The organism is Phaeobacter sp. 11ANDIMAR09 (genome assembly GCF_001294455.1).
GTDB lineage: Bacteria > Pseudomonadota > Alphaproteobacteria > Rhodobacterales > Rhodobacteraceae > Pseudophaeobacter.
The window spans coordinates 1-14,822 of the sequence record NZ_LIKT01000033.1 but is presented as its reverse complement, the minus strand read 5'-3'; the positions used below and the strand labels follow the sequence as shown (position 1 = coordinate 14,822).

The window sequence follows — 14,822 nt, the reverse complement described above, 5'->3', positions numbered from 1 at the left end:
GGGCGAACGGCATCCTTTTGCCAATCCCCGACTGAAACAGGAGCAAACCATGGCACTTACCACCGGAGACAAAATCGAAATCCAAGACCTGATGGGGCGCTTTGCGCTGGCCGTTGACGTAAATGGCCCCGAGGCCATGCGTGATCTGTTTGTCGATGATGCGCAGTTCATCGTTGAAGAGATGGGCATCCATCTGGAAGGGCTCGACACGATCGTAGAATGGATCACCGAAAACGCTGCGGTCTTCCCGCCGGGCCTGACCCATGTGCAAAGCAACTTTGTAATTGATGGCAATAACGACACCGCTGAACTGAGCTGCGTCAGCCAGGCGATCCAGAACCATGACGGCGAGATCAAGCACTTCGTGGTTGGGCGCTATTTCGAAACGCTGGTGAAAACCGCGCAAGGATGGCGTCTGAAGACCCACAAGCTGCAGGTGCAGGCGTGATCAGCCATACCCAACTCCAGAAAGGACACCAGACATGAAACTCTTTTCTGCCCCAGGCACCTGTTCTACCGCGATGCATATCGCCCTTGAATGGATCGGCAAACCCTATGAGGTCGAACATCTTGACCACGCCGCAATGAAGGCGCCGGATTATCTTGAACTGAACCCGTCGGGTGTGGTGCCGACTTTGGTGGACGGCGACATGGCTCTGCCGGAAGGGATGGCAATCCTGCTCTATCTCGTTGATCAGCACCCTGATGCAAAGATCGGTCCGGCGCCCGATAGCGCCGAACGCAAAGACCTGCATCGCTGGTTGGCCTACCTGACTGGAACATTGCACCCTTATTTCTGGCTTCATTTCACGCCAATGCGCTTTACCGTCGCCCCGGAAGGACAACCGCCAGTGCAGGCCGCCAGCCACATCCTGATAGACAAGGCGCTGACGCAGATCGACCAGCATCTTGAGGGACGCAACTGGATAGTCGGGGACCGCAAGTCCGTTGCAGATGCTTTCCTCTATCCGATGGCAAGCTGGGGCTATGATCTGGACAAGCCAACCAGCGCCTATCCCAACATCGACCGCGTCCTACGTAAATTGGCGTCGGACCCCGCGGTGCAGAAGGTGCATGAGATGCAAGGCACCTCGGCGCGAGTTGATCTTGCCGCGTGAAACTGGCTTAGGCAGAAAGCTTCAGGTGACGTGTAAAATACGGCCGTTGCATCGAGAGTGATAGCTTTCTGGCGATAACGGGTGAAAATACCTGACCTGTTTTTAGTCTGGCGTTGGAAATTCTGTGTAATTCCCCCCAAGATACTCAGGCACTGAGTGGAACAGCGCTGTTAAGGGTATCGCAATGTCCGATTTGGGTTGCCGAACCTTTAATAGTCGTGTTTGCACCAATGTCAGCTCCGTGCAGTTTATCAAACTTTGCAAATGTGGCTTTCTGCGCATAGCCGACGTAGCAGGGGGCAAAGCAGCTGGCGCCGATCCGTCCAGGTTGTGGATGGCTGCTGTCAGCCCAAAGCGGTCATTGACAGAGACTGCCACGCAATCAATGCCGCAGTTGCGAGATCTTCGGGCCGTTTTCCCGAAAGCAGCCGTTGAATCACCCTGACCTTGGATCGCCAATGCTGCAGTCAGCACCAGCGGCAGCTATGCGCAGATGGCGACCTTTGCAAAATAGTCAACTTTCTCTAAGCGGACATTCAATCGAGCAGTAAGGCTAATGGATATGGGTCATTCCACCCAATGATCAGGGCTTCATGAAAGTAAGAACCGCGCTAGTTGCGAGAGATCGTTCGAAACACAGCAATGGTCTTTCGGCGCGTTTCAGCCGAAGGGCGGGCCTTGTTTGGGTTGCGCTCCTATGTGACCTGGGCGTAGATGGTGAAGAACCTCCTAGGGGGGATATCTGAGGAAACCAGAGCCGGGGCTGGACAGGGCAGACACGAGAATGAACCAGGGCAAAGACATTGTGCGCTTGCTTCGGCGAATGCTGCTTTCAGTGGCCTGTTTCGGTCTGATCATCTGGACCCTAGCGCCCTCTACCGCACATGTGCCGCAGCTCGTCGAGCCCCTTCAGGAACACGTAGAGATGATCACTTCTCACGGGCACTCTCATGGGTTGGAAGAAGAAATGATGTGGGCCATGCACGGGCACAGTCACGATGCGGCCGATCACGATCACACCCAGGCTGCTCTTTTCCCAGCCCAAATAACTCAGACCTCTTTTGATGCGCGTGCCGCATGGCGTGGCAGGCTGTCGGGGCGTTGGTCTTCTCTTCTCTATCGCTTGGATCGTCCGCCACGCGCGTGATGAAGGGTCTTGATTGGCCTTTCATCCCGATTTTTGCGGACAATCCAAGGAGAAACACATGCAATCCGCTTTTGCGGATGGTCGGCGCTATCGTGTCCTGCGCAGCGCGACCATCCTCCCTCTTTTCGCGGCCCTGGCGCTCATGGCGTCAACAGCCGCTGCCCATAATGTCACCGAAGGTGACGCAGGCTATATCCAAGAAATCTGGGGAGTGAACATCATTCCCTTTATGTATCTGGGGGCCAAACACATGGTCACCGGCTACGATCACATCCTGTTCCTGCTGGGTGTCGTCTTCTTTCTCTACAAGATGAAAGATGTCGGCATCTATGTCAGCATCTTCGCCCTAGGGCATTCCACCACAATGCTGGCAGGCGTCTGGTTCGGCTGGGGCGTCAATGCCTATATCGTCGATGCCATCATTGGCCTGTCGGTCGTCTACAAGGCGCTCGACAACCTTGGCGCCTATCAACGCTGGTTCGGATTTCAGCCCAATACCAAGGCCGCGACACTGATCTTTGGCCTGTTCCACGGAACCGGGCTCGCCACCAAGATCCTGGACTATGAGATCGCCTCGGAGGGGCTTTTGCCCAACCTGTTGGCCTTCAACATTGGTGTTGAGATCGGACAGGTCCTCGCCCTTGGAGTGATCCTGATTGTCATGGGATACTGGCGCCGCTCACCTGCCTTCCTGCGCCAGGCCTATATTGCAAACGTCGTGATGATGACCCTCGGGTTCATCCTTGTGGGCGTGCAAATCACCGGATTTTTCGTCGCCTGATGTGCGGCATGGAGACAAGAACATGTTTAATTCCAACAAACCTTCCCTGGAAGATCTGCCCACCACGGCGCAGCTTCTCAAATCCACAGCCATTGCTGCCGCATCGGCCATCGTGATCCTGACAACCATTGTTCTGCCGTCCGAATATGGCATCGACCCAACGGGCGTCGGCCGAATGCTGGGGCTGACGGAAATGGGCGAGATCAAGGTGCAGCTTGAAGAAGAGGCTGAGGCTGACCGCCAGATGGGGGGCGCCGAAGAGGCTCAATCCAGTTTGCTCAATGATATCTTTGGTCTGTTCGTAGGGGCAGCTCATGCGCAGGAGACCGAGGTCTGGCGCGACGCAGTCACCTTCACCTTGGCGCCGGGCGCCTCTACGGAGTGGAAACTGGTCATGAGCCAGGGGCAGACGGCAGAGTATCGCATGAATGTCGAGGGAGGACGGGTGAACTTTGATTTGCATGGCCATGGGTCCGGTCAGTCCGTCACCTATGAAAAAGGCCGCGGGTCTACAGGATCCGAAGGTACTATTTCTGCCAATTTTGCGGGTGAGCATGGATGGTTTTGGCGCAACCGGGATAAGGTCGATGTCACGGTCAAGGTTCAGGTGCGCGGCGAATACATAGAGTTCAAGAACGCTAGCTAAGACCAAAAGAGCTGCCATTCGGATTTGGAAATTGGAATGGCAGCTTTTCATCTACTGTTCTGCCTACCTATGTCTGCTTTGGGCTGACAGCAGCTACCCGAAACCGTGTCTACCCACGCGCAGGTTTAAAGTAGTGGCGCTGCACCGCTGCGAGGTAGTATTGTGCGCACCTCAAACTTGAAAAACGTAGGCAAGATAGCCAGATACCACCCTTCCTGTTCAACAGAAATGAGGTGGACCTTGATTTCCCCTGAAGAAGCAAAATGTCTTCTAGAGCGACTTGGCGCTTCAAAGCGCCTGATCAAGCATGCCGATTTGGTATTAGAGGCTGGTCAGGAAATCTTGCTCCTTTTAGAGGAGCTAAATGTCGAAATTGACGAGCCTCTGGCTCTTACCGGCATGGCACTGCACGATGTCGGCAAGATAGCTCATCCCAATGAACTCAGGGAAAGCGGCAATTTGCATGAATCGGCAGGACAAAAATTGCTATTGGAGCAGGGCGTTAGTGAAAAAATCGCCCGGTTCTGCATAAGCCACGCGCAATACCAGGAAATGAGCGTTTCGTTGGAGGAACTGCTGGTCGCTTTGGCCGACAAGTTATGGAAAGGTAAGAGAGAACCCGAATTGGAACTTCGCGTGATCGATGAGGTCGCAGCAAGACTACAGAAAGATAGATGGGCAGTATTTGAACAGCTCGACACGGGCTTTGAAGCTGTTGCGGCAAGTGGCGACAGAAGGTTGGCGCGAAGCACCCTATGACTGTGAAAAAGACAAACTCAATTGGAGTTTTCCCAGATAGCAGCAAAATTCGTTTTGCGGCTCTTCAGCCCCAGATCGTGCTGCACCACTAACCAATGACTGCTTCTCACGCGGCTGCGCAGCGCCTTCTAGCAGAGAGCCCAGAGGGATAGGCTGACTTTGCAAAGGTCGCAATCTGCGCACAGCCGACCTTGAGGCGCGGCGCAGCATGTAGGTTTCGGTCTGCCAGGGTTTGAAGGGCCGCTTTTGCCAGTTTAGCCGAGAACTTTCGCTGACGCAGCTAAGGTCCGGTTTCCACCCTCTGTGTCAGCGCCCGGTCGCTCGCTGCACCTTGCACGAATGTCTTGAATGGGCTGACAGCAGTCACCCACCGCCCTTGAAGGTTCGCGTGACCATCACGACGCATGGGCAACGGCGGCTATGGGCGGGAAGCGAGCTTTGCAAAATCTAAAGTACGATGCAGCGCGAAGATGAGGGATCGGCCCATAGCGGCTGTTGAGTTTAGATCAAATCGCTGCTGTCCAGCTTTCGCATTCCTGCCATTCGAACATCATGCAGCATCTTCGCGGTGGCAATGACTGTGCAAACATTGGCATTATGAGTACCGCGTTCTCGGATCATGCGGCAAAGAGATGCGCATTCCGAACCCACTACCCTTATAGAAAGGTGTTATGTCGCCACCATGTTTGCGAACAATTGTCCGAGCAATCGATAGGCCCAGACCAACGTTACCCTCCGACACATTGCGAGAACTGTCCAGGCGCAGGAAAGGCGTAAAGACCTCTTCAAAAGAATCGGCAGGAATGCCCGGGCCGTTGTCGTAGATCTCCACCTGTATTTGCTCTGGTGTTTGTTTTAGTTCTATCCGCACTTCGGTCCCATGTTTGAGGCCATTATCCAGAATATTGCGAAACACTCTCTTGATCGAAACCGGTCGGCAGGACAGGAGAAACGAAGACTGGTGAGGAAATTCGATGTTGGTGCTTTCCAGCGCCAGTGCCTGCAGCATTTCGGTTAGATCAACCAGTTGTGGATCCTCCTCAGTCGCCTCCTGGCGAGAGAACTCCAAATAGCTGTCCACCATGGTGCGCATCTCTTCCGTGGTCTCAATCATGTCTTCGCGTAGGGCGTTCTCTTCAATGAACTCTGCCCGTAGCCTAAGCGAGGTAAGCGGAGTGCGCAGGTCATGATTGATTGCCGCGAGCATGGTTGTGCGGTCCGTTACAAAACGGCTCAATCTTTCCTGCATCCGATTAAAAACACGCGCGGTTCTTACAAGTTCAACCGGGCCCTTTTCGGGAATTGCCTGTATCATTTCGCCACGACCCAGCTGTTCAGCGGCCTCTGTAAGGTCTCGCAGTGGTTTGGTGATACGGCGGGCAAGAACAATGATGCTGCCCCCGATGCCGATAAGCGAAGTAAAGGCGGACAGCAAAACTGGCACAAGATAGACTGAAGAATCTGCGAGACTGTGGGATGTGATATTTAGCCAGGAACCGGTCTTGAGCTGAACAGAGATGGTCCAATGCGGGCAGTCACTTTCAATCGTTGGGCTATTCTGTTGCACTAGGCAATGCTCTTGGAGAGTCCCGAAAAGCACTCCCAAAATATCAAAAATGTCGATCCGGTGTACCGAGGTCAGGATCGTATATCCTGGCATATTCGCTTGTAGTTCTTTGGCGCGAAAAGATTCCTTCAACGGTTCAGAACCCCAGGGATTTTGCGTGAGTAGGAATTTTATTTCTTCGCTGGTGGATGTTTCCAGAACCAGCTCCCGTTGGGCCTGATCACCGGTTTCCAGAAGCTCGATGGTACGGGAGATTTTTTGGAAGAAAAAGGCATCGTCATATTCGTCAAATTTGTTGTCAGTGTAACTGAAGACACCAATGACAACGAGCGACTGTGTCACAACTGTTGCAATGACAGTGACGGCAATCATCTGTCCTGCCAGACTTTGGGGAAGCCACCTCACAGCCGCACCACATCGCAGCTGAAGGTGTAGCCGCCGCCCCAGACGGTTTTGATGAACTCAGGTTTCTTGGGGTTGTCTTCGATTTTTTTTCGCAAACGGCTGACCTGATTGTCGATACTGCGATCAAAGACTGTGCCCGCGCGTCCGCTGACCTGATCCAGCAGTTGGTCGCGTGATAACACCATACGCGGGTGTAGCAGGAAAGAGCTGAGCAGTTTGAATTCGACGCTGCTCAGTTCGACCTCTTCTTCCGGGTTGGTGATCTTGCTCAGATGTCTTTGCCCCATGTCCAGCTGCCAGGGGCCAAACTGCATAAAGCCATCAGACAGCTCTGAATATTGCTTGGGCAGACTGTTGACGCGCCGTAGGATGCTACGGATCCGGGCCAAGAGCTCGCGAGGATTGAAGGGCTTGGTCACATAGTCATCAGCCCCTAGCTCCAGCCCGACAATCCGGTCGGTTTCATCCGTAACGGCTGTCAACAAAATGACCGGGATGTCACGGGTTTCGCGAACGCGTCGACAGATATCTAAACCGCTTTCACCGGGCATCAGAATATCCAAAACCACAAGGTCAATATTGGCTGTTTTTAGTGCATTGTAGGCTTGGGTGCCATTGGCGGCTTTTGTGGCACGAAACCCATTGCGCTCCAGGTATTCGGCCAAGGGATCGCGGATCTTCTTGTGGTCATCAACGACCAGAATATGTGGTTCATGCGCAGGCATCACTTGGGTCTTTCTCGGTACTGTTGGCACCAGCCTAGCTACTTTATTAGGTAAAAAGAATTGCCCAATTGTCGCCAGATATATCAGAGGCGATGCCTGATACATTTTTTTACATTTGCCTCAGTGAACGGCACAAATTGGCGACAATGGCTGCCTAGCTGACAAATCGAAAATGACATGAGGCGTTCGGTTTGACAAAGAACAGCAGCCAGGGGCATCGCCCAGAGGGTTGGGTAAGTGGAAGTACGAGGCAGCCGGGATCACGCCGACTGTGGAGCGCCTTTGCGGTTTTATCAACGGGCCTGGTGGCCTGTAGTGAATTGCAACCAATACCACTGGAGGAACCGAATAAGCTTTTGAATGCGCCAGCGGAGTTCTCGAACCGTGCCTCCCTTAACAGTCAGATCACCGACACGCTGCTGGATCTGTTTGACGACGCCGCTCTGCGCGCCGCAGTAACCCAGGCCCTGGAAAACAATCTTGATGTCTTACTGTCAGCTAAACAGCTGGAACTGGCTGGGATTGATCTAAACACCACAAAGGCCGACGCTTGGCCACAGCTGTCAGGCAATGTGAATGCCAGCCGTGCCAACCAAGCCGGTGACAGCCTCAGCCCCGCGCTCGATGTACAGTGGGAAGTGGATATCTGGGGGCGCCAGTCGGACCGCCGTTTTGCAGCCAGGGCCGACCAGCAAGCACAGATCGCCCGTCATGATGCCATGCGAGCCTCAACTGCAGCGCAGCTGATGCAGGCCTGGTTTGATGCGGTGACCGCGCACAAACAACAGACGCTGGAGGGGCAGCGTTTGAAGGTTCTGCAGGCCAGTGCGCAAAACGCCCGCGAAAACTACCGGTCTGGTATTGGCGCCCTGGAAGATCTGTCGGCCATTGAACGCGATGTAGCCTTGTCCAAAGCCGCCCTGGCACTGAACACGGGACAATCGCACGACGCTGTCCGCGGGGTCGAGATTCTGTTGGGGCAATATCCGGACAACGATCTTGCGGTCCCGGCCTACCTTCCCCGCCTGTTGCCCGCCCCGGCGGCTGGGGTTCCCCTGACAGTTCTCACCAACCGACCTGACATGCGGGCGGCCTGGCAGGATGTGGTGGCTGCCAACAAACGTATTTCGGTCAGCCAAAAAGACCTGCTACCACAGATTTCCATCACCGGACAGTTCGGCAGCACCAGTTCCGATTTTGGCGCTCTCAGCCATGGGGCCACGATCTGGTCATTGGCCTCGGCGCTAACAGTACCGATTTTCCAGGCGGGACGTTTAAAAGCCAATATTGCCAGTTCCAAAAACCGTGCTGATCAGGCCGTTCTCACCTACTTGCAGACCGCCCTCACGGCCTTTGCCGAGGTCGAGCGTGGGCTGGAGCAGGAACATATTCTGGCGCGGCGTGAAACACAGCTTGCGGCGGCCGTCACCCATGCCCGAGCAGCAGAAACAACCACAGAAACACGCTATCGCGCCGGACTGGTGGATATCCTCAGCCTGCTGAGCGCGCGCAACGCGGTGTTTGACATTCAAAGCCAGCTTTGGGCCTTGCGGAACGCGCGGTTGCAAAACCGCGTGGCGCTTGGCCTGGCGCTGGGAACCGGAGTTTGATCTCATGCTCAAGAAACTGACTGGGGCCGCCGTCCTGGCCGGGGCCTGCGCTTTCCTGCTTTATGCCCCCAGCGAAGACAGCACACCAAGCCTAGCCGAGGAAATATCGCCGCTCATACCGGCAGAGGTGCATCTGCTGCGCCCCGGTCCAAAACAGGATCTGATTACCAGCCATGGCCAAATAAGCCCGCGTTGGCAAAGCACGCTGTCCGCCGAGGTCAGTGGGCGTGTCGTTTCTATCAGCCCGGCATTGTTAACCGGCTCCCAGTTCAAGCGGGGCGATATCCTGGCAGAAATCGAAGATACCACCTATCGCAGTGCCGTGGCCTCAGCACACTCCTCCTTGGCTTCGGCGCAACGGGCCCTGTTGGAAGAAGAGCAGCGCGGGAAACTTGCCTTGGACAACTGGCGGGCCTCTGGTCTTGGTGGCGAGCCCAGCCCTTTGACCCTGCGCCAACCGCAATTGGCAGAGGTTCAGGCTGCACTTGAAGCGGCTGAGGCGGCCCTGGCGCAGGCTGAATACGATCTGCATCAAACGCGTATTTCGGCCCCTTTTGACGGAGTGGTGGTCAGCCGCAGCCTCAACCCCGGCGAAGTCATCCAGTCCGGCAGCCAAATTGCCGTGGTGTTTGACGCCAGTGTCTTTGAGGTCACTACGCCGCTCACAGCTGATCAGATGAAGCGCCTGGACCTGGATCCGAAAGGCGAAGGTACACGCGCAAGACTGTCCACCCCACAGGGCAACAATTGGTGGGGGCGGATTGTCCGGGTAGACCCGGCGGTGGATGCGCAAAACCGCTGGGTCAATGTCGTGGTGGAGATGGATAGCCATGCAGGTGCCATGCCTGGGCAATTTGTCACTGTTGATCTGCAAGGCCGCCACCATGCGGCGCTTTATGACATACCAGAAGCGCTGATCTCTCGTCAGGGGCAGCTCTGGTTTCTGGATGAAACAGATCACCTGAAGTCGGTTTCAGTTGAACCAATCTTTGTTGCCGACGGCCGATATTTTATTACTCCTCCAGCAGGGCATGAGACCGAGTTGCGAGTCGCCCTGCCCCGCAGCAGCTACCTAAAAGGCTCCAAAGTCCGGCCCCGCGTTATCGCTGCATCGCTGCCATTGGAAGAGCTGCGCGCCAATTTGAAGATTGGGAACACAAACCAATGAGCACCCAAACGCCGAAGCCAAAACAAGAACAGGCCAAAGGCTGGATCAGTTGGTTTGCCCGCAACACAGTGGCTGCCAATCTGCTGATGCTGATCATCCTCTCCATGGGCTTGATCACTGGAATGAATATGCGCACCGAGGGCTTTCCCGCTGATGCCCCGCGCAATGTCACTATTACCGTCAACTTCGAAGGGGCCTCGCCTGAGGACGTAGAAGAAGGCGCGGCTGTTAAGGTGGAGCAGGCCTTGAATGGGTTGCAGGGGATTAAGCAGATCATCTCGACCATCACGGCCGATGCGGCGATCACCACGGTGCAGGGGATCAAGGATTATCCGCTGGCGCAGCTCAAATCCGATATCAAGGACCGGGTCGATGCAATCACCAGCTTTCCAGCCCAGGTCGAAAGCACCACCATCGCGCTGGAACAGGAAGAGCGCCATGTGATCTATGTGCAGGTCATGGGCGGGCAGGATCACGCAACCCTCAAGGAAGCTTCCCGCCGGGTCCGCGAAACCCTTTTGGCCCTTCCCGCTGTCAGCAAAGTCACCACCGAAGGCGCTCGCGCTTCCGAGATCACGGTTGAACTGGAAGAAGAAAAGCTGCGCGCCTATGGGCTGACGTTTGAGGAGGTGGCACGGGCAGTGCAGGGCCGCTCGATCAGCCTGTCTGCTGGCACCCTGCAATCGGACCGCGGCACCCTAAGCCTGCAAAGCCGTAATCAGGCCTATTTTGGCAGCGATCTGCTGGAGACACGCATTCGGGTCTCACCACAGGGCGGCGTTGTGCGCCTGTCAGATGTGGCGCGGGTCATTGATGGCTTCACCGAGGATGCGATCCTGTCGATCTACAAAGGCGCCCCCTCCATCCGGCTGGACGTGCAGTTGATCGGCAAGGATTCCATTACCCAGACCTCGGATACAGTACAGGCCAAGCTGGAAGAGCTGCGGGCTGCGCCATGGATGCCGGAGGGTTTGACGCTTGAGAGCTGGCAGGATGAGGCGCAATCGATACGTGATCGCCTGGCTCTGATGTCCAAGAACGCCTTGACCGGCATGGCGCTGGTCTTTGTTATGCTGGCGCTGTTTCTGGATCTTCGGGTGGCCTTTTGGGTGGCGCTGGGTATTCCGGTAGCCTTTGCCGGAGCGCTCTATGTTATGGGGCCGATTGGCTATGATTACTCGCTCAATGACCTGTCGACCTTTGGCTTTATCATCACCCTTGGCATTGTGGTGGATGACGCCATTGTCACTGGCGAAAACATCTATGCGCACAAGCGAAAACATGGCGGCGGGGTAGAAACCGCAGTGCGTGGCGCACTAGAGGTCGCCACGCCCGCAACCTTCGGCGTGTTGACCACCGTAGCCGCCTTTTTTCCGCTGACGACTTTCTCCGGAGATTTTGGCGGCTCCTTCAAAATCATTGCCGTGGTGGTGATCCTGTGCCTGCTGTTTTCCTTGGTGGAGTCCAAATTCATCCTACCTGCCCATCTGGCCCATATGGATCTTCACAAAGCCTCTAAGAACACCGCAATCAGTCGAGGATGGCGGAAAACGCAGTCTAGCGTAGATCGGGCAATGCAAGGGGCAATCCAGCATCTTTACTTACCAATGCTGCGTATTGCCCTGCGCTATCCACTGCAGGCCATGATGATCTTTCTCGCCTCGATGATCTTTACCCTCGGCCTGTTAAGTCACGGCATCGTCAAGACCAACTTCTTTCCCAACAATGATTCCAGTGCGGTCTATATGTCTGTGACCCTGGAAAGCGGCGCGCCCCCAGCGCTCACTGCAAAGGTGGCGCGTCAATTAGAGGACAGCCTGATCAAAGCCGCCGAAAATCTGCAAAAAGACAACGGCATGACGGAGTCGCCAGTATCAAACTACTATGTCTCCTCAACCAAAGCCGAGAGCCTGTTGATTTCGGTAGCCCTGATTGATGGTACCAGCCGCGCCTTTGGATCTGGCGTTTTCGTTGACCGCTGGCGCGCGGCTGCTGGCCTGCCGGAAACCCTACCGGTCGGGGTGCAACAGATGGAAATCTATGCCGACTTTGACGGGGTTGAAGACCTGCACATTCGCTTTGGATCGGAAGATCCTGTGGTGGCGACCTCAGCTTTGGCGGAGCTGCAGCAACACCTCTCTACCATGCCGGAGCTATACGACATCCTCACAGATCTGGACAAAGAAACTCTGGAACTGTCATTTGAGCTGCTCCCCCTTGGTGAGGCCCTGGGCCTGACCAATCGCGACGTGATCACCCAGATCCGCAATGCGGTTTTTGGCTATGAGGCGCAGCGTATCCAGCGTGCTGACGAGGAGGTCCAGGTTCGGGTTCGCTACCCTGAAAATGAACGCAATAGCGTCAGTGATCTGAGCCAGATCCGGCTGCGCACGCCTGCGGGCGGAACGGTGCCCTTGAATACCGTGGTGCGTCTGCACCAACGTGAAACTCTGCTGGAGCTGAAGCGGATCGATGGCATTCGCACGGTTGAGATTTCCGCCAAGGTCAACAAGGACCTGTCCTCGGTCGCCGCTCTGGTAGCCAATTTGGAACGGGAGGTCTTCCCCGATCTGCTGGCCAAGCACAGCGGCCTGACACTCAGCATCTCTGGCGAGGCGGTTGAGGAAAAAGAGGCAACCGGCCAGCTTAGCAGCGGGTTTGTTCTGGCCTTGTTGATGATCTATGCGCTGCTGGCGATCCCGCTGAAATCCTATCTGCAGCCGGTGATCATCATGCTGGCGATACCCTTTGGCGTGGTCGGCGCAGTGATTGGCCATCTGGTCATCGGCTTGCCCGTGTCGCTGCTGTCGTTCTTTGGCATTCTGGCCCTCAGCGGGGTTGTGGTGAACGATTCCCTGGTTCTGGTCAGTCGCTACCGCAGCAATCTGGACAAGGGATTGGTGGGAGACGCTGCCCTGCTAGATGCCGGTCAGGCGCGTTTCAGAGCCGTGATGCTGACCTCAATCACCACCTTCGCCGGTTTGATCCCACTGGTTCTTGAGACTTCGGAACAGGCACAGATCCTTATCCCCATGGCTGTGTCTCTGGCCTTTGGCGTGTTGTTCGCGACCCTGATCACATTGTTCCTGATCCCCGTTTTGCTCAGCCTGAGTGCCGCTTTGTCGGACACATTCTTGCATCACTGGTTCGGCACATCAAAACGCCGAAGTGCCGCGTGACACTTTTTTACACTTTAGCCCTGTCTCGCGACAAATGCGCGAAATCAGCGCGGTAAACCGCTGCGAAGACCCTCTTCAAAAGGACTGAGAAAGAGATATGAAACCACTTTTCAAACTAGCGGCTGGGGCCGGAGTATTCCTGATCGCAGCATTCCCAGCAGGCCGCGCGCTTGCAGAAGGTGATTGGGAAGGCCGGATCGGTATTGGAGCTGTATCAGGGCCAGAGTTCCTCGGCTCCAGCGAGACAGATACCGGAGCTATGCCCATGTTCGAACTGAACTGGCGCGATCGCATCTTCATCGGCCCCGGTGGCATTGGCTATTCCTACAATGCAGACGCTTTCACGGTTTCAGCTTCGGTTGGCTATGACTTTGGACGCGATGAAAGCGATAGTGTTTTCTTGAATGGTCTTGGGGATATCGACGGAGGTGCGACCTTTAACCTGGCGTTCGAATACGAATTAGGTCCGGTCACGCCATATCTGGAAATGACCAAATATACCAAGGGCTCTGAAGGTGTAAGCGCCACGGTCGGCCTTGAGGGCACGATCCCTTTGCGGGTTCTGACCGGCCGGATGTCGATGGCGGACATGGGGCGTTTTGACTCTCCACGAGAGGCTGGCCCGATGCTGATCGCCGGGCTGTCTGCGGATTGGGGGAACGATGACTTCAATCAGACCTACTATGGTGTTTCCAGTGCGCAGGCGGGCACTTCGGGCCTAAGTCAATTCACTGCAACCAGTGGTTTTCACGCAGTCAACCTGGAACTCGGCATTCGTGCCCCATTGACAGATCGCTGGAGCCTTGGGGCCTCGGTGACCTATTCTGAACTCATGGGAGATGCCAAGAATAGCCCCTTTGTGCAGGACAAAAGTGGCACTTCTGTTGGTCTCTTTGCCATGTACAGTTTCTAAATCAACCGGCCATTGAAAGACTAGGAAGCCAAGAGTGGAGCGCCTTTTTCTTCTATTTGTTGTGGTGACCTTGGGATACATAGCTCAGAGTTATGATCCCAAAACCTACGCCCAAAGCCCGGATCCCTCAATGACCTCACCGAAAAGGGTGCCTGTAGGCTCATTGATCAAAGACAGGTTTTCACAAAGATAGCGCAACTGGGTGCTCCATCTGCTTGTTGCAACCCTTTCCCAAGGGAACGGCCGCTTTCACCAATTTGCTATTGAAGTACTGCACTTGCGGCGAAGTTCCGCTTTCCGCCCCCCATGCAAGGGCCTCACCTCATGTCGTGCCAGGCACGGATGACTACTTCGGGCTGACTGCTGTCATCAGGCGGCTGGGAACTCGTGCGGTATTGCTACGACCCTGCCGCCGCACCGCCGCATGTCCGCTTCGAGCCCAAAATCCCGAATGCTGCAAGGTGCGTGGATGTCAGCTTTCGGCCTCAGTGAAACAGCGCGAATGAGTAATGTCATTGAAGATTGCTATTTTATCGAGTGCTATCTGAGTGCCTTCACGAACGATACCGGAGCGAAATAGAATGACTTCGTCAAATTCAGTCGAGGCGGGGACTGCTAGTTCATCGGGCAACACCGGGCCGCCACCAAAGCTACCATACCAAGCGAACAGAACAGGCTGATTACATGCCTCGTAAGCACCTGAGATTAAATCTTCATTCGCTCTATCCAAAGCCCATGAGATTGAAATGTCGGAGCGCCATACCGAACAGCACCTTCATCGTCAGGCATATCTGGATGGCCGTC

The 14,822-nt window shown here is 55.3% G+C and carries 12 protein-coding genes; 10 read left to right on the top strand and 2 right to left on the bottom strand.

From position 1 onward, the window contains the following. Positions 1-49: 49 nt before the first annotated feature. The 6 genes from AN476_RS19905 to AN476_RS19880 all read left to right on the top strand — a co-directional run bounded on the left by AN476_RS19905 (position 50) and on the right by AN476_RS19880 (position 4,451). The gene (locus tag AN476_RS19905; RefSeq protein ID WP_172684866.1) at positions 50-448 is read left to right on the top strand and encodes a nuclear transport factor 2 family protein; all 399 of its coding nucleotides are present in this window, start codon (positions 50-52) and stop codon (positions 446-448) included. Between the two features lie 34 nt (positions 449-482). After that, complete coding sequence (locus AN476_RS19900) at positions 483-1,118, top strand: glutathione S-transferase family protein (RefSeq protein WP_054463520.1); 636 nt, start codon at positions 483-485, stop codon at positions 1,116-1,118. Positions 1,119-1,902: 784 nt separating this feature from the next. Further along, a complete protein-coding gene (locus AN476_RS19895; RefSeq protein ID WP_054463519.1) occupies positions 1,903-2,265 on the top strand; it encodes a hypothetical protein in 363 nt (120 codons plus the stop codon). Positions 2,266-2,407: 142 nt separating this feature from the next. Next, positions 2,408-3,046, top strand: a complete 639-nt coding sequence (locus AN476_RS19890; protein ID WP_253279945.1) for a HupE/UreJ family protein — start codon at positions 2,408-2,410, stop codon at positions 3,044-3,046. Positions 3,047-3,068: 22 nt separating this feature from the next. Continuing rightward, the gene (locus AN476_RS19885; RefSeq protein ID WP_054463518.1) at positions 3,069-3,692 is read left to right on the top strand and encodes a hypothetical protein; all 624 of its coding nucleotides are present in this window, start codon (positions 3,069-3,071) and stop codon (positions 3,690-3,692) included. Between the two features lie 240 nt (positions 3,693-3,932). Next, entirely contained in the window at positions 3,933-4,451 is a 519-nt protein-coding gene (locus AN476_RS19880) for an HD domain-containing protein (RefSeq protein WP_216598403.1), read from the top strand. Positions 4,452-5,046: 595 nt separating this feature from the next. Here the strand turns inward: AN476_RS19880 and AN476_RS19875 are convergent. Together AN476_RS19875 and AN476_RS19870 are read right to left on the bottom strand one after the other, a co-directional pair. Beyond that, positions 5,047-6,390: an ATP-binding protein gene (locus tag AN476_RS19875; RefSeq protein WP_054463516.1), complete on the bottom strand. Its 1,344-nt coding sequence runs from the start codon at positions 6,388-6,390 to the stop codon at positions 5,047-5,049. A 29-nt stretch (positions 6,391-6,419) separates the two neighbouring features. Then, positions 6,420-7,148 carry a response regulator gene (locus tag AN476_RS19870; protein ID WP_054463515.1) on the bottom strand — a complete coding sequence of 243 codons (729 nt, stop codon included), beginning with the start codon at positions 7,146-7,148 and terminating at the stop codon, positions 6,420-6,422. 356 nt (positions 7,149-7,504) lie between these two features. On the opposite strand from AN476_RS19870, the gene AN476_RS19865 reads away from it, so the two are divergent. From AN476_RS19865 to AN476_RS19850, 4 genes are all read left to right on the top strand, one after another. After that, entirely contained in the window at positions 7,505-8,758 is a 1,254-nt protein-coding gene (locus AN476_RS19865) for an efflux transporter outer membrane subunit (protein ID WP_054463514.1), read from the top strand. A 4-nt stretch (positions 8,759-8,762) separates the two neighbouring features. Beyond that, positions 8,763-9,926, top strand: coding sequence for an efflux RND transporter periplasmic adaptor subunit (locus tag AN476_RS19860; protein WP_157063818.1), 1,164 nt, complete (start codon positions 8,763-8,765; stop codon positions 9,924-9,926). Beyond that, positions 9,923-13,105 carry an efflux RND transporter permease subunit gene (locus AN476_RS19855; protein WP_054463512.1) on the top strand — a complete coding sequence of 1,061 codons (3,183 nt, stop codon included), beginning with the start codon at positions 9,923-9,925 and terminating at the stop codon, positions 13,103-13,105. The genes AN476_RS19860 and AN476_RS19855 overlap by 4 nt, the downstream gene beginning before the upstream one ends. A 97-nt stretch (positions 13,106-13,202) precedes the next feature. Continuing rightward, on the top strand, positions 13,203-14,018 hold the full coding sequence (locus tag AN476_RS19850; protein ID WP_054463511.1) for a MipA/OmpV family protein: 816 nt from the start codon (positions 13,203-13,205) through the stop codon (positions 14,016-14,018). Positions 14,019-14,822: the final 804 nt, after the last annotated feature.